The organism is Wenyingzhuangia sp. IMCC45467 (assembly GCF_054111205.1).
Window position 1 is genome coordinate 202646 of the sequence record NZ_CM134196.1, and the last position, 23411, is coordinate 226056.

Consider the following 23411-nt stretch of genomic DNA (forward strand, 5'->3'; position numbering starts at 1 on the left):
TTACAATTTTTAAATATAGTACAACGGTTTTGGCTAGGCTTTGTGCGGGGTTGAAAATCGACAAGATTTTCAGACACGTACTAAGCCGAAGCTTTTTGTTTGGTTTTGTTTCTTTTGGTTTCACAAAGCCAAATCAACAAGATTTGGCGACCTAGTAAATATACACAAAACTTTGGAGTAAGCATAAAACCCGCATGAAGTTTAGCCGGTGTTAGTTTTTCGTTTTTTTACATACAACCTGTTATCGATGATACTAAACATTCCCAAACTTTAATGTTTTTATCAGTCGTATAATATCTCATTATTTCATCTGTTGAGGAATATCTACTATAAGTAGATTTTGTCCTTTCAACAATAACTATTTCTTCAATATTTTTTTCATTTATTAATAATTCAAAATCTCCTGATTCGATAGCTTTTGGAACATAACCGTCAATAATAAGCAAAGTATATTTATCAGCCTTAGGAATTTTTTCCATTTTTCTAAATTTATCAAGTGACTTTTCTTGTTGGGCTAAATCTTCTTCTCGCCATTCTTTGTTAAAAGAATCATTTTCTAATTCAAGCTTACTATTTTTAATAAACTCACTCCAATTCTTGATAATTACATTTTTATTAATGAAGAGTTTACCGTTTTCTATATTGAATTCAATTCTATTTTGTTTATCAATACCTTTCGATTTTATTTTATTTATTGTGTCAACTTTTATTTCATGATTTTTCAATTGTGAAAAGATATTATAAGTTGAAAATAGAATAAGTATGATTAATAATTTTTTCATGTATCAATTTTTTTTCGAAATGAAAACTAACGGTTTTAGCTAGGAAACGTAGCGAGTAAACTAGCCGATTAATTTTCAGACTAAAACTACACAAAATAAATAGAAAACCAACTTTAGTCACTCACAAAAAAAGCTATGTTTTTTAGCTGTTGTTAGTTTATGCAACTATTTCACATTTAAAAGTTCATTAGGAGAAAATAAGTTTCCCAATTATCCGCAACGATTTTCATCTTGAGTTGCTACGATAATTTCAACGTTTTGCTTGTAGATATTTATCGGTTAAAGACAAATTATCAACGAAGTGATTTTAGCGTACATTTCAGCACGTAACTCTATAAAATTCTTCATTTTCTACAAGTATTTTTCAAATAATTAGAGAAGAAAATATTGTTTAATTTTTACGTACACTTTAACACGTAACACAAGTTTTCAAATCATTATCGGCTAGAGAAAAATTATCAATTACTGGATTTTCCCAAATTCATTTTTTAAGCAAACAAAGGTTTTTTTCAGCAGAGAAAGATAAGTTTCGTTTTGATTTTTTTTGAGACAGCACTGGTTTCAAACTTATGATTACCGTTCGATTTAAATAACTGCGTAAATTTCGACCAGAAATTTTCGTGGTTGTTTAAACTAACGGTTTTGGCTAGGCTTTGTGCGGGATTGAAAATCGGCCAGATTTTCGAACACGTACTAAGCCGAAGCTTTTTGTTTGGTTTTGTTTCTTTGGTTTTCACAAAGCCAAATCAACAAGATTTGGCGACTTAGTAAATATACACAAAACTTTGAAGTAAGCACAAAACCCGCATGAAGTTTAGCCGGTGTTGGCAACTGGCTTTTTTTTGGATGTAATTTCTATTTATTGAATATTGATTTCAATTTTTGCAATAATGAATTAGAACTACTATTTGTTACTTCAGTTATTTTATTGTCAGTCCAATATTGTTCCATTAATGGAATTCTTTCGATAACTTTTCGAGCCAATGATTCGTATGTTTGTGCAGATTTCGGGTTTCCATATCGGAACCAACTATCAGTACCATTTTTTTCTGTCAGAGAGTTTGGATAAATGCGTTGTCTTTCATTTAAATCGTGAGCAGTCAACTTATTGATTGAAATAATTTTCCCAAAATCAGTTTTAAATTCTGATTCATTCCAATTAGCGAGTTCAATTATAAATCCGCCACCATTTCGGTCAAACTGAAAAGTCAACAAATTTATTTTTCCATTTTCAATTTTTCGGAAATGAGTAAAACTACCTTTAAAATTTCTATTCCGTAATTCTGGAATAAAAATTTCTTTCAGTGATTTTATCATTTTCTCTCTTTCGGTGCTCATTTTTTAGCTATTTGCCAACGGTTTTGGCTAGGCTTTGTGCGGGAAGAAAATCGGCCAGATTTTCGAACACGCACCTAAGCCGAAGCTTTTTGTTTGGTTTTGTTTCTTTGATTTCACAAAGCCAAATCAACAAGATTTGGCGACTTAGTAAATATACACAAAACTTTGAATTTAGCACTAAACCCGCATGAAGTTTAGCCGGTGTTGCCATTAGTTATTTCAGCCGAATACTCGATTTTATTCGCTCATTTTTAATGTCAAATTTAACAACTTTAGTTTTATGTATTGGACTATCAAATCCGCTGATAATATCATTCTTAAAAGTTCTCAAATCCAAGACTTTGAATTTTGTTCTGAATTTAGTTAGAGTCAATTTTTCTAAATCAAATACTCCAATACGCTGTACTGTTCTCATAAAAGACCTTTCCCAAATCGGAATTGCTAATTTTAATCCGTTTTGATTCCATATTGGTTGTCCTCCGCAAAATTTATCAATTAAAATTTCATCATTTCCATTTATTCGGATTTGGCAGGTTCCAGTCAAAGGTCCGCCCATTGCAATTTCATTCTCATTTGAATATTCAACAGTTGCGTTATTTTCGTTTTTCAATCCGTTTGATAATTTATTTGGAAAATCCCATGGGTTTGGATATTTCAAACTTTGAATGGTATTTCCCAAAATCTGACCTATTGATAATTCGTCAAATTGTAATGCTTGTAGAATAGTTCTTGCTAAATGTTTGTCATTTTTTTTTGCTTTATCAAATTCGTCTAATAAACCGCTTTCATAAAGTCTTTCATTTCCAGTCATTCCTTTTAAATTGACAACGCTATTTGCCTTTTCGTAAATCTGTTCGCGAGTGATTTTCATAATTAATGGCAACGGTTTTGGCTAGGCTTTGTGCGGGGTTGAAAATCGACAAGATTTTCGAACACGTACTAAGCCGAAGCTTTTTGTTTGGTTTTGTTTCTTTGTTTTCACAAAGCCAAATCAACAAGATTTGGCGACCTAGTAAATATACACAAAACTTTGAGAAAGCACAGAACCCACATGAAGTTTAGCCGGTGTTGCCATGCGTATTTTTATGTTTTAATTTCTCCTTAGATAATTTATAACTTAATATTTCTTAAAATAAAATTGAATGTTTATTACTCAATCATTTTATTTTTTTCAATATTAAATTCACTTTCTGATATAGAGACTATTTTTTCAATATTTCCTTCTTTCGTTAGATATATTTTTCCAAAATTAGGAAGGTTTGATGTCGTAGAATTATAATTTTCTTTTATTAAAGGAGTTGCTTCAACAACAAATTTCTGTTGTCCATAAATATATGGAATCCACCAAAATTTAGAATGAATGACTACGTCTAATAAAGCAATGCATCCAGGAGTATTTTCAATAATTTTATCAATTGCATTTTCTATTTTAGTTTGTTTAGTGGGGATGAAAACAATAACATGTGTCTTATCCTCATTACTAATTCTTTTTTCAGATTTTCTAAGATTATTAAGTTCGTTTAATTCAATGTTTTTAGTAGATATCAATGTAAAATCATGAAGTCTTTGACTACAACTAACTAGAAATAATGAAAGAGAGATAATTAATAGTTTTTTTTTCATTTAACTTTTTTTTATTTTTTATGCTTGGCAACGGGTTTGGCTAGGATTAGTGCGGGAAGAAAATCTGCGGATTTTCGAATACGGACTAAGCCGAAGCTTTTTGTTTGGATTTGTATTTTTAGTTAAACTAAGCCAAATCAACAAGATTTGGCGACATAGTAAATATACACAAAACTTTGAGAAAGCACAGAACCCGCATTAAGTTTAGCCGGTGTTAGGCAATGTTATTCCTATGGTATTAATGCCCAAAGACTTAATTCTTTATTATCCAAATTTAATACTAACATTGAAAAATCCATATTTTTTAAATCTCTAACTTTAAGTTTATAAAATCCAGTGTTTATATTTCTTAAATCAGCATTTGGCATATTAAATCCAAATCGAGGGTCAGGATTAAGGAATTCATCTTCTATTAGATTCTCAACTGTTAGTTTTTTGTATTCAAGTTTTAAGCATTCTTCTTTAATTTTCTTTATATCAGAATCGGATAGCTTCAATTTAACTTCTATTTTACCTTCTCCCGTGAATGAATAGTCTTCTTTAAAATTAATTACTTTAGTCGATTTAGGAATACTTAGTCCACTATAAATTCTAACAACCTTTATTGGAGTTCTAGGTGGTAAATAATCTTTTAGTAATATTCCACCAATTAATATGATTCCTAATACTATGCTAATTAACTTGATTTTTTTCATAACGTTATCCTATCTGTTTAAGTTTTAATTCTAGGTTTTCCCACATTTTCAAAACTTTTTTTTTTGTAGATTGTGAATCACTAATTAAATTTTTCCCTTTATTTGAAAGTGAATATTTTTTTCCAGTTTTTATAATAAGTCCTTTTTGAATTAGCCATTTTATTGAAGATTGCAATTCTTGATGTGTCGGTATTGCGTGATTTATTCCATCTGCAATCTGTTTAATTCCTTTAATATCAATTGGGGATTTTTGTGAACCAATTCCGATTGATAATAAAATCCAAGATTTAGCATTCATGTACAGATTTTGTCTTATCCTGATATAGGTTGCCCTTTTTTTAGGTTGATTATCTTCTTATCTAAATAGTAAGTTCAGGTAAATTTACATTATTTCTACGATATGATTTGTATTTGATGTTTGGATTTAGATGTACTTCAGCCGGCTTTCTTAAATCAAGACTAAAATGCGTTCTAAGATTATTATAAATATAAACAGCTTGTTTTGTCATTTTCTGAGCAATAGCTGTGTTTTTGATTGTTAATTTTAGTCCGTATTCGTATTTCAAAGTTTGATTAATTCTCTCAGCTAGGGCATTTTCATAAGGGTCGTATTGTTCTGTCATACTCATTGTCATTCCATTATTTTCAGCAAATTCGGTGTATTTGGGGTTGCAATATTGAAACCCTCTATCTGAATGATGAATAAGTTTTTTATTAGGGTATTTCCTGTTTTTAATAGCCATAGCGAGCGCTTGGGTACAAAGGGATGTTCTCATATGGTTTGCAAGGTTATAACCCATAATTTGCTTAGAATAGGCATCTGTTACCAATGCTAAATAATTATGTCCATGTTGGGTTTTAATATAGGTTATATCCGTCACCCAAAGCTGTTCAGGTCTTGTAGGTACTTGTTTTTTTACGATGTTTTTATACTTTCTAAACTGATGATTTGAGTTTGTTGTAGTATGGTAGTTTTTAATCCTAGGCACCAGCAAGTTATATTGTCTTAAAAAACGATAAAACTTGTCTCTTCCGATGTATATATTTTGTCCAATCATCTGCTCTTTAAGTTCTTTATGAAGTTTTATACCACCAGATCTTTGTCCAACATTTTTACGATATTTTTGGACCATTATGATTCTTTTTTTATCGTTTATTTCTTTGTTTTCGAGTGTTTTGATTCTTTTGTAGAAGGCTTGTTTACTGACCCCGAAGCATTGATAGATCCATTTTCTTTTAAAAGGTTTATCTTCTTTATTTCTATCTCTTTTGCTAATGTTTCGGGCAATGACTTTTTTGACATATCGACACCTGTAATGATTTCCATATCTGCAATGATATCCTGTTGAAAGTCTTTTACAAACTCCAATTCTTCAATACGTTGCTTTAATTTTTTTATTTCGTTTAGTTTACTCATACCTGTATTTTGTTGATGCAAAGTACTGTATTTATTTAACCAATAAGAAATGGTAGATCTAGAAATGTTATATTTCTTAGCAGCAAAGTTTACAGATATTTGACCATTTTGAATTTGGTCAATGACAAATAATTTGTGTTGAAAAGTAACTTTTTCGTAGTTTTTTTTTCGACAGGGTGTTTTTTTGTTTGTGTCCATAGTTTAACTAAAGTGTTTAATTTTTAGTCAACCTATTTCAGGAAATTACAATTTTTAAATATAGTACAACGGTTTTGGCTAGGCTTTGTGCGGGGTTGAAAATCGACAAGATTTTCGAACACGGACTAAGCCGAAGCTTTTTGTTTGGTTTTGTTTCTTTGGTTTCACAAAGCCAAATCAACAAGATTTGGCGACTTAGTAAATATACACACAACTTTGAAGTAAGCACAAAACCCGCATGAAGTTTAGCCGGTGTTGGGTAACGTTTTTATACTTTCAATTTATTAGGATTCTTTCGATTACTAAAAAAAGATAATATTTGAACAGTTTTATTATTGTTATTTTCTCTGTAATAGATAGTATTCAATTTATGTACTACAGCTTTTCTAACTTCTAAATGTTTAGACTGAGGAAATAAAGAAGGATTTTCAGCTATTAGTTTAACTGTAGTTTCAATTTTCTGAGAAAGTTTTTTAGATTCTCTTTCAGTCCATTTTAATTCTAAATATTCAAAAACTTCCTTTAATTCATTTAAAGCGTTATCTGTCCATTCAACCTTATAACCACTTTTCATATATCTTTCTAGCTTCAGAGTGAGAGTTTAGATTTCCATTGTCAGCATCTATAATACCTTTTTCAATAGATTTTTTTTCAGATTCAGAAATTTCATTCCACCAATCTGCTGTCTCAGATTTTCTAAGCTCTAATATTTTCTCAATCAGTGATTTGTCGTTAAGAGTTGTTAACCACTGTATTAATTCTATTTTAGTATTTTGAATATTCATTTCCATATTTCAAAAGTAATAAAATTCTAATTGAATATAGTTTTTCGGTGCTACTTTTTAATGTTACCCAACGGTTTTGGCTAGGCTTTGTGCGGGAAGAAAATCGACCAGATTTTCGAACACGTACTAAGCCGAAGCTTTTTGTTTGGATTTGTTTCTTTTGGTTTAAACTAAGCCAAATCAACAAGATTTGGCGACCTAGTAAATATACACAAAACTTTGAAGTATGCACAAAACCCGCATGAAGTTTAGCCGGTGTTGTGTGCTGGCTTTTTCTTTCGAATTAAATTTATAAGTATAATGATGATATTTAATAATATTAAAAATGGAACATAATAGAAAATTCCGATTACAGAATACCATAAGGTTGCTGTTGATATAAATTCAAACCATTTAGTGTTAGAAAAGTTTTCAAATAAAACTTCTCCAAAGGTTAAAAAAGTTAAGTAAAATATGATACCTAATCCAATTTGTAATAATAAAGAAATATTAAATAAGAAATGGATTTTTGATATTTTAAAATTAAGTTTTCGATGAAACTTATATAGAGTTAAAATTATAGGGATTACAAATAGGAGTGTAGTTATTATAACCACAATTCCATATTCAAATTCATTAATTTTATTCATTATTTGTAGATTTTCAGGAATTAAAAGTTAAGAATTATTATTACTAATTTTCATACTCATAGTCACTTTCAATTTTAGCTATTCTTGTTTTATAAGATTTATACCATTTCGATTTTCCTAATTTTTGGGCAATTTGATGTTCATAATCATCTTTCCAGTTCTTTATAGAAATTAAATCTTTCCAATAAGAAACAGTAATTCCTAATTCATTTCTAGCACTTTCAATACCTAAGAAGCCTGTTTGTTTATTTGCTAATTCAATCATTTTGTTAGACATGATTAAATATTCTTCATTATCAATTTCAGTTTTAATTGAACTAAAAATTACTGCATAATATGGAGGTTTTGGAGTTTCAGCTATCATTTTTTTTTGCTTGCACACAACGGGTTTGGCTAGGATTAGTGCGGGGAGAAAATCTGCGGATTTTCGATTATGCACTAAGCCGAAGCTTTTTGTTTGGTTTTGTATCTTTTGGTTAAACTAAGCCAAATCAACAAGATTTGGCGACTTAGTAAATATACACAAAACATTGAAGTTGAAAACAATGCCCGCATTAATTTTAGCCGGTGTTATAAACTGGCTTTTATTTCATTAATTCTATTTGCAAATCCTATAGGTGTTACTATTGGTTTAATCTTTATTTTTGAATTCTCAATTTTAGTTATTTGATAAATCACTTCTTTTGATCCGATTCTCTCAGGAGTTAAATTCATAATAATAAAATAATTTTCCTCTATTTGTCCTATATACCAGTATCCATGGAATTCATTATTTGTCAAAAATTTACTTTTGAGAATTCTCTTATTTGTTATTTCTTTTTTTGAATATTCATCCGTATAAAAATCTTCTGTAAATGTTAGTTTTAAAGTATCTTTTACAGAATAAAACTTTTGTTCAGTTAATTTATTTCTGATTTTGTTCTTAGATAGATTTAATTTAGTGTTTAGTTTTAATGGAATGAATATTTTAGTAGTATTAAGTTCTCTAATATTTATTTCAAGCGAATCTTTTTCAAGTAGTAAATAATCAAGTTTTACAGTATCTGAATTATTATAAAACATTATTAAATTTGAATTAATTGAGAAATTCTTAACTGAATCGGATAAATTGTAAAATTCAAGTTTGTCAAAGTTTAAAATTAAACTTGAAGTAGATGGTGAGTATCCATTTTCAGGAGTTAATGCTTTGCTTTTATAACTTATCCATAGACCTTTTGGTTTATTTGTTTTGCAAGCAATGATTACTAATAATATTGATAGTGTAATTATTTTTTTCATGCTTGTTTATAACGGTTTTGGCTAGGCTTTGTGCGGGGAGAAAATCGACAAGATTTTCGAACACGGACTAAGCCGAAGCTTTTTGTTTGGTTTTGTTTCTTTGTTTTTCACAAAGCCAAATCAACAAGATTTGGCGACCTAGTAAATATACACAAAACTTTGAGAAAGCAAAGAACTCCGCATGAAGTTTAGCCGGTGTTGTACAACGGTTTTTTATGCAGATCCGTTTATTCTTAAATCATAATATTGTTTTGTCTTCAAATTAATTTTTATGCTATAGTAACAATTTCCACCATCCAAAACTTCAACTATTTCAGTTTTCCAATTATCTGCTCCAAAATTATCACAAAAGAAATTTATCCAAACCTTTTTTTCTCCTTTTTCATTTATTATTGGTACGTATTGTCTTTTATATCCATCTAGTTTTAATTCATAACCTGTTTCAGTCTGCTGGTATTTTGGAAATTTTTTATTGTGTTCAATCAATCTAATTTTTTGCTGATTATTATTATCCACAATTACTGTTTTTAAAACCTTTTCAATTTCAATTAATTCCGATTGAGTAAGTTCAGTGGGTTTCACATTTTTAAAAATATAATACCAATCAGTCTTAAAAGAAAGTATTACAAAATCAGATTCAGTTAAATTAAATTCGGTTTGAATATTTTCAGTTTGTTTAATCTTAGTTGTCTTTTTTTTCGTTTCACTACAAGACGAAATTGAAATTAAAACTAGAAATATTAATACTTTCATGATTTTATCTTAACTGTTGTACAACGGTTTTGGCTAGGCTTTGTGCGGGATTGAAAATCGGCCAGATTTTCGATTACGTACTAAGCCGAAGCTTTTTGTTTGGTTTTGTTTCTTTTGGTTTCACAAAGCCAAATCAACAAGATTTGGCGACTTAGTAAATATACACAAAACTTTGAAGTTTGCACAAAACCCGCATGAAGTTTAGCCGGTGTTGTGCGTAGGCTTTTTTTTCATTATGTTTTTAATTCGATTTGGATATTTATGATTTACATAAACTCCGATTCCGAAGATACCAATTAAAAGTAAAAATGGAAATAGAAATTTTAATTCAGATTTAACATCATCCATATCATACAAAACTTTATTTTCTCCTGTTGTAATTTGAAAAACTTCAGGCTCAATATTCGATTGTTGACTTTTCTTAATCCAAACATTTACTTTTCCTGATTTCTTTAGTTCTTTTTCAATGAATTCGTATTTTTCATTATTACGACTTTGTCCAATATTTTTTGCAAGTTTATAGTTTCTTTGGTCATTTTCAATTTTCAAAAATAATTCAGATTTAATGCTTTTATGACCTTTTGAACTTACTTGCGTATAAAAAGCTTTTACATTCTCAATATTTCCACTTGTTTTAATTAAGGATTTTTCAGATGTGAATAAAGTTGGTGCAAAAAAGTAAAAAGCACAACCTATACAAGCAATTCCAAACCAAAGTAATCTTCCTGCATAATAATTTTTTTCCCAACTTCTTTGTCTTTCCTTTTCAATTTTTTTCCAAGTAATTTTCTTTTCTTCTTTTTTATCTATTCTTTTTTTGGTTATAGATTTTATTTCAATTGGTTTTCCACTTCGTTCATTTAAAATATAATTTGAAGCTTCAATTGCATTTTCAGTATATTTCTCTTTATTCTCTAAAATGTATTTTAGCTCTATATCAGTTTTATTTCTAAATTTTTTTATGAAATGATTATCGTTCATTTTCTAATTTCAGGAGAGTTTTTTTAGCTTACGCACAACGGTTTTGGCTAGGCTTTGTGCGGGATTGAAAATCGACAAGATTTTCGAACACGTACTAAGCCGAAGCTTTTTGTTTGGTTTTGTTTCTTTGTTTTCACAAAGCCAAATCAACAAGATTTGGCGACTTAGTAAATATACACAAAACTTTGAAGTTAGCACAAAACCCGCATGAAGTTTAGCCGGTGTTGTAGTACGTTTTTTTTATAAACGAGATTATTTTATAAATGAGATATACTATTATAATAATATTTACAATATTCCAAAATTGAAAACTTAAGTAAATAATTTTTTCTTGAAATGTCATACTACTTAAACTCCAGTACTCTCCTTTACTTTCTTGATAAGAATCATCATATATCATGAGTAATAGTCCAAAAGTGACATAAATTGTTAAGTCTAATATAATTAGAGTAATAAATATGATGATTTTCTTCAAAGAGAGTTTTTTTTAAATTTGTAAATAGAATTTAGTTTTTGTCTCAATGATTGTTTTTAATTGATTTTCTGAAATAACTTTCAATATTTTCAATTCTAGTTTTAATAATTAACTGATTTATCCAGTAGTTTATTATCATAAAAATTATAGGTATGATTATTCTTGTTTTTATTTCAGCATTATTTGCCCAAAAAAAAAATATATGTACTTATTCCAATAAGAAAAGATTTAAATATTACAGAATCTAAATTAATTTTCCATTCATTTCGGTAAAATTCACCACTAATTGTCGGTTTAAATCTTGGATAATATCGAGGAGTATATGTTTTAATTAAATCTTTAAATCTTATTTTTTCGTTATTAGTAACCTTCAAGTTATTATTCTCTAAAACTTGAATAAACTGATCTCTATTTAATTCAGTTACTTGAATATTTGATTTAATTTTCATCTAATGTACTACAACGGTTTTGGCTAGGCTTTGTGCGGGAAGAAAATCGCCAAGATTTTCGAACACGTACTAAGCCGAAGCTTTTTGTTTGGATTTGTTTCTTTGATTTCACAAAGCCAAATCAACAAGATTTGGCGACTTAGTAAATATACACAAAACTTTGAAGTAAGCACAAAACCCGCATGAAGTTTAGCCGGTGTTAGCACCTATTTATTACTTTTTTGATTTATCCAAATATTATAGTCTTCTTCATTTTCCCAAAACCATTTTTCATATTTTAACCATCCATCAGATTTTGGTATATTTTCGAGAGGTACAAAATATGCTTCTACTAAATTCACTCTATTTTTATAATATTTTTCATGATTTAAAGAGTCTAATTTAGTCATTTTTTTGATTGGATATCTATATATCTCTTTAATTCTATTTTTATCAATTATTTTAAACCAATTTCTTGAAGAGTACCATACTTTAGTCATCCCTCCAATCATGTGTACATTAATATGTTGAACTTTAATAGTATCACCTTTAAGTTCATAATATCCCCAATGAGTATCTTCATAAAAGGAATAATTCCTGAGTCCAGAGTTTCTTTCGTTTATGATTTTTTTAAAATATGATGGAATTACTTTTCCTATTTCTTTTACCGTGTCACAACAATTGTGAAAACCAGATACAAACATACCGTCGGGAAAAAACATCAAATTAGTATAACTTCCAAAAATGTCGCCAGAGTTTAAGGTATCATTTATAGTATAGTAGCCATTAATATTAAGTTTTTCATAAAGTTTCGAATCATTACGATCACTATATCTATATGTAAACCCTTTTTGTTTTAGGTATTCAGAAGTTTCATTATATATTGTTTTACAAGAAAAAAGTAAAACAACAATAATAGAACAGTATAGAATTTTTTTCACAATATTGTCTTATCCTGATATAGGTTGCCCTTTTTTTAGGTTGATTATCTTCTTATCTAAATAGTAAGTTCAGGTAAATTTACATTATTTCTACGATATGATTTGTATTTGATGTTTGGATTTAGATGTACTTCAGCCGGCTTTCTTAAATCAAGACTAAAATGCGTTCTAAGATTATTATAAATATAAACAGCTTGTTTTGTCATTTTCTGAGCAATAGCTGTGTTTTTGATTGTTAATTTTAGTCCGTATTCGTATTTCAAAGTTTGATTAATTCTCTCAGCTAGGGCATTTTCATAAGGGTCGTATTGTTCTGTCATACTCATTGTCATTCCATTATTTTCAGCAAATTCGGTGTATTTGGGGTTGCAATATTGAAACCCTCTATCTGAATGATGAATAAGTTTTTTATTAGGGTATTTCCTGTTTTTAATAGCCATAGCGAGCGCTTGGGTACAAAGGGATGTTCTCATATGGTTTGCAAGGTTATAACCTATAATTTGCTTAGAATAGGCATCTGTTACGAATGCTAAATAATTATGTCCATGTTGGGTTTTAATATAGGTTATATCCGTCACCCAAAGCTGTTCAGGTCTTGTAGGTACTTGTTTTTTTACGATGTTTTTATACTTTCTAAACTGATGATTTGAGTTTGTTGTAGTATGGTAGTTTTTAATCCTAGGCACCAGCAAGTTATATTGTCTTAAAAAACGATAAAACTTGTCTCTTCCGATGTATATATTTTGTCCAATCATCTGCTCTTTAAGTTCTTTATGAAGTTTTATACCACCAGATCTTTGTCCAACATTTTTACGATATTTTTGGACCATTATGATTCTTTTTTTATCGTTTATTTCTTTGTTTTCGAGTGTTTTGATTCTTTTGTAGAAGGCTTGTTTACTGACCCCGAAGCATTGATAGATCCATTTTCTTTTAAAAGGTTTATCTTCTTTATTTCTATCTCTTTTGCTAATGTTTCGGGCAATGACTTTTTTGACATATCGACACCTGTAATGATTTCCATATCTGCAATGATATCCTGTTGAAAGTCTTTTACAAACTCCAATTCTTCAATACGTTGCTTTAATTTTTTTATTTCGTTTAGTTTACTCATACCTGTATTTTGTTGATGCAAAGTACTGTATTTATTTAACCAATAAGAAATGGTAGATCTAGAAATGTTATATTTCTTAGCAGCAAAGTTTACAGATATTTGACCATTTTGAATTTGGTCAATGACAAATAATTTGTGTTGAAAAGTAACTTTTTCGTAGTTTTTTTTTCGACAGGGTGTTTTTTTGTTTGTGTCCATAGTTTAACTAAAGTGTTTAATTTTTAGTCAACCTATTTCAGGAAATTACATTCATTTTATTGTGGGCAACGGTTTTGGCTAGGCTTTGTGCGGGATTGAAAATCGACCAGATTTTCGATTACGGACTAAGCCGAAACTTTTTGTTTGGTTTTGTTTCTTTGATTTCACGAAGCCAAATCAACAAGATTTGGCGACCTAGTAAATATACACAAAACTTTGAAGTTAGAACTAAACCCGCATGAAGTTTAGCCGGTGTTACCCAATGATTTTAATTAGTATATAGTATTTCCAATTATTAGAAATAAAATCAAGTATCCGAACGCTATAAGGAATATTTTTTGTTTGTATTTCAAATAGAACCCTTCTTTTTTTAAAGTTTTAAGAGACTTTAAAGGAGATAAATAAGGTTTTAGAAAAAAGATAGTACCTAATACTATTACATAAAACATTTCAATTACAGAATAACTTTCAGTTTTATTTAATTCATTTTTAATTTTATCTTTAAATTGTTTTTTGTTGAATCGGTTACTCCAAATCAAATCTATTTTGGATAATCTACTTTCCGTTATTTTTCTTTTTAGTAATTCTTTTTTTGTGTTTTCAACTATTTCATTCGAATATTCAATTGTAGGAAATAAAACTATAATAATTAATTCCTCAGTATCCAAAGACTCAATCTGAATATTTTGTTTCATATTTTTATAAGATATTGAAACAACTAATTTAATAAATAAAAACCAAATAGAATGCTTCACTGGAGTATTCAAAACTAACAATTAATTACACATGAGATTTCGACTTATTGTTATTTTATGATAAGGAAATTAATATCCATGTGAAAATTAAGAGACATTATTAAATAACTACCTAAAGGATCCAGTTTCGTGATTCAGGTTATTATAATTTAAATAATTTTCTTCACTTAATAAAAGAAAGCTAAAGTTCATATTTCAAAATCTTTCAATTTTTGGGTAACGGTTTTGGCTAGGCTTTGTGCGGGAAGAAAATCGACAAGATTTTCGAAAACGGACTAAGCCGAAGCTTTTTGTTTGGTTTTGTTTCTTTTGATTTCACAAAAAATCAACAAGATTTGGCGACTTAGTAAATATACACAAAACTTTGAAGTTAGCACAAAACCCGCATGAAGTTTAGCCGGTGTTGTACACTGTTTTTGTCAAGCCATTAATATCATTCGGATATTCCAAAAATGAATATAATTTGAATTAAATGATTTTAGTTCAAATGTTGTAATTCCTTTCTGACTTAAAAAATAATCAAATTCAACTTGAGTTTTAAAAAATAAAAGTTCTTCTTTTTTAAAGTTCCATACAAAAAATGGCAATGGTCTATCAACAGGACTGGTAACAGCTTCTCCAAAAACCATGTTGTCTGTTATAATGAATTTATCAATATATAAAGATCCTCGTTTATATTGTTTTGGAGTTATAGAAGCCTGTACTCCATTAGATTGTTCTACTAATTTATTGTTTCCAATTGGTATATATGCTTCATCTCCATATCCTTTATTCCCCCAATAAGTAAAGGAAAATAATATGAGAGCAACTGAAATAAGAATTCGAACATTCTTAAAATCTTCTTTTTTTTCAATTTTTGGAAGTAATGAAATTAATTTTACATTTTTAAATTTTTCGATTAATATAGAGTAAATCTTCACATACAAATATGAAATTAAATAGACTTTAATTATTGTAATTCCAAAGTCAAATAGTGCTTCCATTTTTTAATAGTGTACAACGGTTTTGGCTAGGCTTTGTGCGGGATTGAAAATCTGAGGATTTTCGAACACGGACTAAGCCGAAGCTTTTTGTTTGGTTTTGTTTCTTTTGATTTCACAAAGCCAAATCAACAAGATTTGGCGACTTAGTAAATATACATAAAACTTTGAAGTAAGCACAAACCCCGCATGAAGTTTAGCCGGTGTTGGCAATAGTAATTTATTATTAAGATTCAGTTATGTTTATATAATTCTGTTCGCTTAATAATCCAAGATTATAATAGGATTTAAAAACTTTAGAAAATTTTTGAATTTTATCTGTTTTTGTTTGAAGAAAATAACAAGTTACGACAGTTTCATTTTCAAGATATAACTTAATATAATTTTTAACTCCGTTAGATTTTTTAGGTTTCAGAGTAGGAGTAGTGATATTAACAGGATATCCTTTCACATACCAATTTTCAATAATTATTTCTTTAATTTCTAGAATATTAAAAGAACTATTTCCAATGTGAATTCTGTCTTTCTCAAAAATTAAATGTCCTTCTAATTTTCCCTCTAATCTTTCGTGTCTAAATAATAATGATATTATTAATATTACAAAATAAATAAAAGTTATTAGTGTGAAAATAACTCCAAGAGACTCAAAGATTGCATTTTCAATATTATTCAAATTATAAATATAGTAACTCGTTGCTGATAGTGTTATTAATATAATCAAAACAATATTTTCATTACTGATAGGAAAAGTTTTTTGTTTAATGAAAATTTGCAAGTATTGATTAGTTTCTTTATTGGTAAGTGTCTGTGTTTTATTTTCTTTATGCAGTGTGTTTAAAGATGACTCTTTAATTACTTTTTTGTGGCTTTCGTTAATGTTAACTTTTCTTTCTGTTAATAATTCTTTCGCAGCACTAACAGCCTTAAAATCATACTTTTTTTCTTCAAGTATAATGTGTTTTAATTCGGAATTAGATTTTGTTTTAAATTTTTCAATGAATCTATTTCTGCTCATTTTTTTATTATTGCCAACGGTTTTGGCTAGGCTTTGTGCGGGATTGAAAATCGATAAGATTTTCGAACACGCAACTAAGCCGAAGCTTTTTGTTTGGATTTGTTTCTTTGATTTCACGAAGCCAAATCAACAAGATTTGGCGACTTAGTAAATATACACAAAACTTTGAAGTAAGCACAGAACCCGCATGAAGTTTAGCCGGTGTTGGCAGTAGTCTTTTTTTGAATCAAGTAGTTTTTAAGATTCAAAATGTAAGGAAATATAATAAAACAAATCCAAATCAATGTTTCTGAATCGATGATATTATATAAATAATTTAAACTATAAATAATTGATAGAAATAAGATAGCCAATAAAGAATCTGATTTGTTTACTTGAATTTCAGAAAATCTTTCAATATGCTTTCTATTAAGTTTTTTTACTTTTTCGGAATAATTATTATATCCATTATCTTTGTTAGGAATATATCCCAAAAACATTTCTGCGTTTTTATAAATATACACTAGAGAAACTCCAAGTATAAAATACATTAAATAATTAATAAGGACAGCTTCAAAGCTTAGATCTAAATAGTTTTCATTTTTTACAGTTTTTATCATTGTCTGAATAGAAAATATTAACATGATAAAAGAACTCCAAACACTAAGGATGAGTTTATTATTTTGACTGAATTTTTTATATGAAAAAGCATGAAAAATTGAAAACAAAAAGAATGGTACAATTAGAGTTATGAGTACATAATGATTAAAAATATTTTCCTTGTATATGTTAATTATCCAATAAATAAATGAGATTGATTGTAGTAATATTATTCCTTCGGTTATTTTCGGAATGATTCTGTCTTTATGGTATATTACAGACCCAGCAACTAATAGGAATATAAAAGCATATGACCATTCATGAATATTATCACTAAAAGAAAAGTTTTCATGATTTTCAGTTTCAATAAAAGCCATTAAACTAATAACTAGAGCAGCAAATATTTTCAAAGTTGTGTGTTTCCAATTATTTGAAATTTTTAAGTTTTCATATGTAACTCCAATAGTAATAGGAATTATCATGTTAAATATACTTAACTCATTATGATTAAAAGCTTTGATTGTGATGTATCCTAACATCCAAACTGCAAAGATTCCGAAGAACCATAGGAAAAAATTGATTAATGTTTTGTCTTCGTTATCGCTCATTTTTTTATTACTGCCAACGGTTTTGGCTAGGCTTTGTGCGGGAAGAAAATCGACAAGATTTTCGAACACGAACTAAGCCGAAGCTTTTTGTTTGGTTTTGTTTCTTTTGGTTTCACAAAGCCAAATCAACAAGATTTGGCGACTTAGTAAATATACACAAAACTTTGAAGTTTAAAACCAAGCCCGCATGAAGTTTAGCCGGTGTTAGGCATAGTTTTTTATTTTAATTCTTCAATTTTAATTTTTAACCAAGTTTTAAAACTGTTATTAAATTTTTGAAACGATTCATTAGTTAAAGATTCTATATATTCTATTTTGTTATTAGAATAGCATAATTTTTTAAACGTATTTAATCCATGATTTTCAATAAAATATTTGACCCAAACACCTGATAATTCATAGTTCAAAGATGAATTAGATCCGTAAAATGATTCTTTTCGTTCAAATAATTCTTGAAAATCAAATTTAGTCCAATTGTTATAAATATTATGGATTCTCTTTTTATAAAGATTGTGGTTTTCGTTATTGGTAAATACTTCAACTACACCTTCAAGTAATAGAGGAGGAAGATTTTCAGCAGGAATATTTGAATTAAAAATATGGTGACTTATCTCATGATTAATTAATCCTTGATTTACTCCAATACAGTGAATTTCTCCAAGTACATTCATTCCGTTACTATTACCACCACATGATAAACTCCACATTCCAATCATATTACTCATTTCATTTAAGTCATGATGAATAATTGCATTTACTTTTCTTTTTGGAATTGATATTTCAAAAAAAGTAACATATTTATTAATATAATCTCTTAAATTGTTATTTATTTTCACGAAGTCAATACTAGTTATATTGTCTTTTGAAATATAAAAGTTAGCAGAACTTTCGTTGTATAATATGTAATTTTTGATTCTTAAATCTCTAACATTCGATGAATTTACCTTATTAAAATCATTATCAATAAAATTACCAAAATATGAGAGTTGATTCTTTTGTAAAGTGAAAAAGTCCATTCCAAGTTGTCCAAAATCAAAGATGGTTTTTAATGCAGAATAATTGTTTGCTATAATTACTACCCTTTTATAATCATTAAACCACAGGGCATCTTGTTTGTCAAAAAAAATTATGTCATTGAAAATAAATCCTTTTTTTCTTTTTTTTATAGGCAAATTAAATTTATCCCATTTCTTAAAATCAGAAGTGTTTCCAACAATTAATAAGCTTTTTTTTAAGTCATTTTCATTGAGTTCATTCTCATTTTTAATGATGTATTTATTATTCATAAATGCATATAAATCTTGTAATAAATATTCAACTGAATTAGATTGTTTTTGAGGTTTAACTACAATAATTGTATCTCTGGTAAATTCAATCCACTTCTTATTACTACAGTCATATTTCGGCAATGAATTAAAATCTATTTCTTGTGAGTAAAAATTTATTGAAAAAAATAAAGAAATAAACAGTATAATATTTTTTTTCATAATTATGCCTAACGGTTTTGGCTAGGCTTTGTGCGGGATTGAAAATCGACAAGATTTTCGATTACGGACTAAGCCGAAGCTTTTTGTTTGGTTTTGTTTCTTTGATTTCACAAAGCCAAATCAACAAGATTTGGCGACTTAGTAAATATACACAAAACTTTGAAGTTGGAACAAAACCCGCATGAAGTTTAGCCAGTGTTACCTTTTCGTTTTTTTATTTGTGAGAATATTTTATCTAAGAGGAAATTTTTCATTTAAAATATATTCAATGTTTTCAGTATTAATTATTTCGTCACTTGAATTAAGGCATTGTATTGTAATAAAAATATTTTTTTTCTTAAATATCCAAAGAAATCCCATAATACCATTTTCACCTTTAAAATTTACCGAATAACCGATTTCTCCAATTTGAGTTAATTCAGATTTAGAAAATTCAATATTATCAGTTTTTGATTTTATTCCGAGAATCCAAGCTTTAATTCCTGCGTTTATTACAAATTTGGAATAATTTAAATTGTCATAAATATTGTTGATATCTGTTGTAGTTTCAATGTATATTTTTTTGTCTCTGTCTGATATTATTTCAGAATTATATTTTACGGAACTTGTAGTTATTTCATTAGTTATCCAATTACTTGATTTTTCCAACAAAGCCTTTTCTTTAATTATTTTTTTTAAGTTTTCAGCTTTAATGATATCAACTGTGTTTAGAGCAAATCGTTTATTTTTTTCCGTAAGATTTGATATTTCAGTTTTGTTATTAATTAAATAATAAATAGTGATAAAGCTGATTAAAGTTATTATAAATATTAAAATGTATTTTAGCCATTTCATAGTTAATTTTCGAATTTTTTAATGAAAGGTAACGGTTTGTGTAAGAAAAGTTGCGATTAAAAAATAGTCAACCTTTCGAGCTAGCAACAAATATAATAAAGAAAAGCGGAACATTTTGAAATAACTAGACTAGCAATTTTTTTTACACGTTGTTACCTTTTGCCGTTTTTTCATTCGTAAACTTTCATTTCTCTGTTGAATTTAGTGTTTTTCCTATAATTCAAACACGTAGCGACTGTTTTTCAAACAAATGATTTTTTCAAGATTCTGTATTAAATTCGAATTTTTAGTGATTTTCGGTTTTAAATTAAGCATTGCTACGCTAAATTCAAACAAGTTTTTACTGATTCGAAAGTTTAGTGAGTTTTTCAGCTTTTAGAATTTTTCGACATTTCAGCTTAACGCAATTCTGTTTATAAAATTCAGTTACTTTAAATTATTATCGGTTACAGTAATGTTTCGGGAAAAATGAATTTTTCAAAATTCCGCTCAGTTACGTGGTTACAAACTTTTAAGAATAGCTTCTATTTCTTTAACAGGGAAAATTTCGACCGGAATTTTGCGCGGTTAAAGGTAACGGTTTTATATATGATTTGTTGCGTTTTTCAAGCACTGAATTTAGTAAATAAAACCGAATAGAAAATCCGAGAGGATTTTCGTAAGTAGGCTAGAAGCCAGCAATAAATTATATATGTTGTTGTGGCTAGTTTTTGTTTTTACACTTTTCCACTAAACTATCTGTTATTCTTTCTAATCTTCTAGAACTCTTAAAATCATTCCATTTTTCCAAACTATCTTTTGAACTTATTAAAAACTCTCTGTATGAGTAATTAATTCCGCCATTTGGATTTGGATTATATTTTGTTCCACCACCACTTAACCAAATTCCTTCAACACTTTCGTCAGGTTTATTTTCTGAATCGTCAAAGTACATATAATTCGCACGAGTTGGTATTTCTGTCTTTTTTCCTTTTTTGTCAATTTTAAAATATCGATTATTTATATATCCGCTTTTTAAATTTCCTTTATAGAGTAAAATTCCGTTTTCTGGAATTCGCAATTGTTCTCGGTTATCAATAATTTCAATTTCTTCTCCACAAGGCATTTCAGATATTACAATTGCTTTTCCTTTAAAGTTTTCAGGGAATATTAAATCAAGTTTTTGAGCTGTAGCTGTTCCAATTGTTCCCATTAAATAGAAAAACAAAGTCATAAATGGATACCAAAGAATTATTGGCGTTAAAATCCAAATTAATTTTGTTTTAATAGGTTTTTGAGAAAGTAATAATATTATAATTCCGATTACAAAAAGAGGTATTCCAAAAATCAGCCAATAAGGATTTAATGAAATTAGAAAAGACAAAATAATAATTACAATTCCAATTTTTCCTTTCATATTCAGGGTTCATTAAATTAGCCACAACGGTTTTGGCTAGGATTAGTGCGGGAAGAAAATCTGCGGATTTTCGAGCAAGCACTAAGCCAGAGCTTTTTGTTTGGATTTGTATTATTTAGTTAAACTAAGCCAAATCAACAAGATTTGGCGACTTAGTAAATATACACAAAACATTGAAGTTTAAACCAAAGCCCGCATTAATTTTAGCCGTTGTTGGGCACAGTTTTTAATATATATTTTTCGAATTGTTTAAAATTTCAATCATTGATAATTCAAAGTTATCAGCTACTTTGTCATTTAAATCGCAAAGATTATTTTCATAATTAATATAAATTCCATTTGCCTTTCTGCAGAATCCAATTTGATGGCTATTAATTAAATAATCACAAAAAGGGATAAAGTCATTATTTTCAGATAAGTCATATTCTATTTTTATTCGTTCAAGAGGAAATATAGAAAACATATGTAGAATCTTTAAACCCATTTATCTTTAAGTAAAACTGTTTAAACTTTTTAGGAAATTCAAATTCCAGATGCTTTTCTAAGAGTTCTATTTCAAGTAATTCTGCACCTTTATTTAATTTTACTTTTGAATTTTTCCAAACTTCTATTAGCTCATTAATTTCCATTATATTAATTCAATTGATCTCAGTTTTCTTTAATTGTGCCCAACGGTTTTGGCTAGGCTTTGTGCGGGATTGAAAATCGACAAGATTTTCGAACACGTACTAAGCCGAAGCTTTTTGTTTGGTTTTGTTTCTTTTGGTTTGAACTAAGCCAAATCAACAAGATTTGGCGACTTAGTAAATATACACAAAACTTTGAAGTTAATACAAAACCCGCATGAAGTTTAGCCGGTGTTGGCATTTCGTTTTTTCAACTTAATATTTTTTTCAATAGAAATAAAAAACATTAACCATATAGATGCTTTTAATTAATTTCAATACTTAAAACTTCATTACAAGATTTATCATTGCAAATTTCAATATTGCTAATTTTTAAACTATTAATTTCAATTCCGCTACAGCATTCACTTTCTATAAAGGTTGATGAAATTTCCATATTAAGTTGTTGGTCATTTATAAATAATGTTAGAGGGCTGTCATCATATAAAAATAGTGTAACTTGATTAGTTTCAGTATTTAAATTGAAATCTACTGCTTTATTATTTTGTGTTATGGATATTTCAGTATTAGCTTCAGTTTCAAATATATTTTGATCGTTTTTCAAAAAAGTTAGCTTTACAATATCTCCTGCAAAACAATTCACAAGAGAACAGTTTATATCATTGTCTTTATTGTTACAATTGATGAAAAATCCTAATGATATAACTAATACTAAATTTATTATTCTCTGTTTCATAATAGATAATTTTAACTAAGATGGAAAAATTAAGAATTGGTTGCGTTAAGTTATTGAATAGAGCATTTGTTTTTTAAATGAATGCCAACGGTTTTGGCTAGGAAACGTAGCGAGTTGACTAGCAATTAATTTTCAGACTAAAACTACACAAAATAAATAAAACACGGACATTGAGAAAGCAGAAACTTAGCTATGTTTTTTAGCTGTTGTTAACTTATGCAATTTTTCAAACTGAAAAATTCACTAAGATAGAAGAAGTTTCCAAAATATCCGCAACAACATCAAAGTTGCATTACTACGATAATTTCAACGTTTTGCTTGGTAGATATTTATCGATTAAAGACAAATTATCAACGAAGCGATTTTAGCGTACATTTCAGCACTTAACTTAGTGAAACAACTTTTCGTTTCATTAGATATTTTTCAAATAAAGAGCAAAGAAATATTTATATGATTTTCACGTACACTTCAACATGCAATACCAGTTTACAAATCATTATCGGCTAGAGAAAAATTGTCAATTACTGGATTTTCTCCAATTCATTTTTACGTAAAAAAAGTTTTTTTCAGCTCAAAAAGATAAGTTTCGTTTTGATTTTTTTTGAGTGAGCACTGGTTTCAAACTTATGAATACCGTTCAATTTAAACATCCGCGTAAATTTCGACAGAAATTTCAAGGATTGTTTAAGTTAACGGTTTTGGCTAGGCTTTGTGCGGGCTTGAAAATCGACAAGATTTTCGAACACGTACTAAGCCGAAG

General features: G+C 28.3%; 26 protein-coding genes. All 26 read right to left on the minus strand.

Annotation, left to right across the window (positions count from 1 at the left end; genetic code table 11):
* Positions 1-227: 227 nt before the first annotated feature.
* The 26 genes from ACXGQT_RS00850 to ACXGQT_RS00975 all read right to left on the minus strand — a co-directional run bounded on the left by ACXGQT_RS00850 (position 228) and on the right by ACXGQT_RS00975 (position 22651).
* Complete coding sequence (locus tag ACXGQT_RS00850) at positions 228-782, minus strand: hypothetical protein (RefSeq protein WP_457829546.1); 555 nt, start codon at positions 780-782, stop codon at positions 228-230.
* 855 nt (positions 783-1637) lie between these two features.
* On the minus strand, positions 1638-2120 hold the full coding sequence (locus ACXGQT_RS00855; protein ID WP_457829547.1) for a DUF4304 domain-containing protein: 483 nt from the start codon (positions 2118-2120) through the stop codon (positions 1638-1640).
* A gap of 214 nt (positions 2121-2334) precedes the next feature.
* Positions 2335-2991 carry a hypothetical protein gene (locus ACXGQT_RS00860; protein WP_302885247.1) on the minus strand — a complete coding sequence of 219 codons (657 nt, stop codon included), beginning with the start codon at positions 2989-2991 and terminating at the stop codon, positions 2335-2337.
* Between the two features lie 278 nt (positions 2992-3269).
* Positions 3270-3743, minus strand: a complete 474-nt coding sequence (locus ACXGQT_RS00865; RefSeq protein WP_457829548.1) for a hypothetical protein — start codon at positions 3741-3743, stop codon at positions 3270-3272.
* A 230-nt stretch (positions 3744-3973) separates the two neighbouring features.
* Positions 3974-4438, minus strand: coding sequence for a hypothetical protein (locus ACXGQT_RS00870; protein ID WP_457829549.1), 465 nt, complete (start codon positions 4436-4438; stop codon positions 3974-3976).
* Positions 4439-4442: 4 nt separating this feature from the next.
* Positions 4443-4736, minus strand: a complete 294-nt coding sequence (locus tag ACXGQT_RS00875; protein ID WP_457829550.1) for a hypothetical protein — start codon at positions 4734-4736, stop codon at positions 4443-4445.
* 61 nt (positions 4737-4797) lie between these two features.
* Positions 4798-5664, minus strand: a complete 867-nt coding sequence (locus ACXGQT_RS00880; protein ID WP_457830793.1) for an IS3 family transposase — start codon at positions 5662-5664, stop codon at positions 4798-4800.
* A complete protein-coding gene (locus ACXGQT_RS00885; protein ID WP_457829545.1) occupies positions 5592-6053 on the minus strand; it encodes a helix-turn-helix domain-containing protein in 462 nt (153 codons plus the stop codon). Before ACXGQT_RS00885 ends, ACXGQT_RS00880 begins: the two co-directional genes overlap by 73 nt.
* A gap of 268 nt (positions 6054-6321) precedes the next feature.
* Positions 6322-6627, minus strand: a complete 306-nt coding sequence (locus ACXGQT_RS00890; protein WP_167897023.1) for a type II toxin-antitoxin system RelE/ParE family toxin — start codon at positions 6625-6627, stop codon at positions 6322-6324.
* Complete coding sequence (locus ACXGQT_RS00895; protein WP_457829551.1) at positions 6611-6844, minus strand: hypothetical protein; 234 nt, start codon at positions 6842-6844, stop codon at positions 6611-6613. Before ACXGQT_RS00895 ends, ACXGQT_RS00890 begins: the two co-directional genes overlap by 17 nt.
* Before the next feature lie 242 nt (positions 6845-7086).
* Positions 7087-7467, minus strand: coding sequence for a hypothetical protein (locus ACXGQT_RS00900; RefSeq protein ID WP_457829552.1), 381 nt, complete (start codon positions 7465-7467; stop codon positions 7087-7089).
* A 43-nt stretch (positions 7468-7510) separates the two neighbouring features.
* Complete coding sequence (locus ACXGQT_RS00905; protein WP_457829553.1) at positions 7511-7831, minus strand: antibiotic biosynthesis monooxygenase family protein; 321 nt, start codon at positions 7829-7831, stop codon at positions 7511-7513.
* Positions 7832-8037: 206 nt separating this feature from the next.
* A complete protein-coding gene (locus tag ACXGQT_RS00910) occupies positions 8038-8745 on the minus strand; it encodes a hypothetical protein (RefSeq protein ID WP_457829554.1) in 708 nt (235 codons plus the stop codon).
* A gap of 213 nt (positions 8746-8958) precedes the next feature.
* Positions 8959-9498, minus strand: a complete 540-nt coding sequence (locus ACXGQT_RS00915) for a hypothetical protein (RefSeq protein WP_457829555.1) — start codon at positions 9496-9498, stop codon at positions 8959-8961.
* 201 nt (positions 9499-9699) lie between these two features.
* On the minus strand, positions 9700-10479 hold the full coding sequence (locus tag ACXGQT_RS00920; protein WP_457829556.1) for a hypothetical protein: 780 nt from the start codon (positions 10477-10479) through the stop codon (positions 9700-9702).
* Between the two features lie 1130 nt (positions 10480-11609).
* Positions 11610-12323, minus strand: a complete 714-nt coding sequence (locus tag ACXGQT_RS00925) for a hypothetical protein (RefSeq protein ID WP_457829557.1) — start codon at positions 12321-12323, stop codon at positions 11610-11612.
* Positions 12324-12379: 56 nt separating this feature from the next.
* Entirely contained in the window at positions 12380-13246 is an 867-nt protein-coding gene (locus ACXGQT_RS00930; protein WP_457830792.1) for an IS3 family transposase, read from the minus strand.
* Positions 13174-13635, minus strand: coding sequence for a helix-turn-helix domain-containing protein (locus ACXGQT_RS00935; protein WP_457829545.1), 462 nt, complete (start codon positions 13633-13635; stop codon positions 13174-13176). The genes ACXGQT_RS00930 and ACXGQT_RS00935 overlap by 73 nt, the downstream gene beginning before the upstream one ends.
* 272 nt (positions 13636-13907) lie before the next feature.
* Positions 13908-14330 carry a hypothetical protein gene (locus ACXGQT_RS00940; protein ID WP_457829558.1) on the minus strand — a complete coding sequence of 141 codons (423 nt, stop codon included), beginning with the start codon at positions 14328-14330 and terminating at the stop codon, positions 13908-13910.
* A gap of 479 nt (positions 14331-14809) precedes the next feature.
* Positions 14810-15373 carry a hypothetical protein gene (locus ACXGQT_RS00945; protein ID WP_457829559.1) on the minus strand — a complete coding sequence of 188 codons (564 nt, stop codon included), beginning with the start codon at positions 15371-15373 and terminating at the stop codon, positions 14810-14812.
* A gap of 223 nt (positions 15374-15596) precedes the next feature.
* Positions 15597-16385: a hypothetical protein gene (locus ACXGQT_RS00950; RefSeq protein ID WP_457829560.1), complete on the minus strand. Its 789-nt coding sequence runs from the start codon at positions 16383-16385 to the stop codon at positions 15597-15599.
* Positions 16386-16579: 194 nt separating this feature from the next.
* Positions 16580-17572: a hypothetical protein gene (locus ACXGQT_RS00955; protein ID WP_457829561.1), complete on the minus strand. Its 993-nt coding sequence runs from the start codon at positions 17570-17572 to the stop codon at positions 16580-16582.
* Between the two features lie 218 nt (positions 17573-17790).
* Positions 17791-19059, minus strand: a complete 1269-nt coding sequence (locus ACXGQT_RS00960; protein ID WP_457829562.1) for a hypothetical protein — start codon at positions 19057-19059, stop codon at positions 17791-17793.
* A gap of 231 nt (positions 19060-19290) precedes the next feature.
* Positions 19291-19893: a hypothetical protein gene (locus ACXGQT_RS00965; protein ID WP_457829563.1), complete on the minus strand. Its 603-nt coding sequence runs from the start codon at positions 19891-19893 to the stop codon at positions 19291-19293.
* A gap of 703 nt (positions 19894-20596) precedes the next feature.
* Complete coding sequence (locus tag ACXGQT_RS00970; RefSeq protein WP_457829564.1) at positions 20597-21289, minus strand: DUF6843 domain-containing protein; 693 nt, start codon at positions 21287-21289, stop codon at positions 20597-20599.
* Positions 21290-22219: 930 nt separating this feature from the next.
* Complete coding sequence (locus ACXGQT_RS00975) at positions 22220-22651, minus strand: hypothetical protein (protein ID WP_457829565.1); 432 nt, start codon at positions 22649-22651, stop codon at positions 22220-22222.
* Positions 22652-23411: the final 760 nt, after the last annotated feature.